The following is a 241-nucleotide window of genomic DNA, read 5'->3' on the forward strand; positions in this document are numbered from 1 at the left end:
CTTCAATCCCTACCTGACCTGGTGGATGGTGGTGCTGATCGCCGCCCTCGGTTTCTCCGCCTACCTGGCCATCCGCCTGATCGGTTCGCGCAAGGGCCTGTTGCTGACCGCGGTGCTCGGCGGCCTGGTGTCCTCCACGGTGATGACCCTGACCCTGGCGCGCCTGCGCGAGCGCATGCCCGACGCCCTGTTGGCGTGCGCCCTGCTGGCGACCTCGGCGCTGATGTTCCCGCGCATCCTC

The 241-nt window shown here is 68.9% G+C and carries 1 protein-coding gene; it reads left to right on the plus strand.

The window, feature by feature from the left end:
• The coding region (locus BST14_RS32250; RefSeq protein ID WP_142279733.1) for a DUF4010 domain-containing protein at positions 1–241 on the plus strand (241 nt) is incomplete at both ends.

Origin of the sequence: Mycobacterium arosiense ATCC BAA-1401 = DSM 45069, from assembly GCF_002086125.1 — a bacterium.
Classification (GTDB): Bacteria; Actinomycetota; Actinomycetes; order Mycobacteriales; family Mycobacteriaceae; genus Mycobacterium; species Mycobacterium arosiense.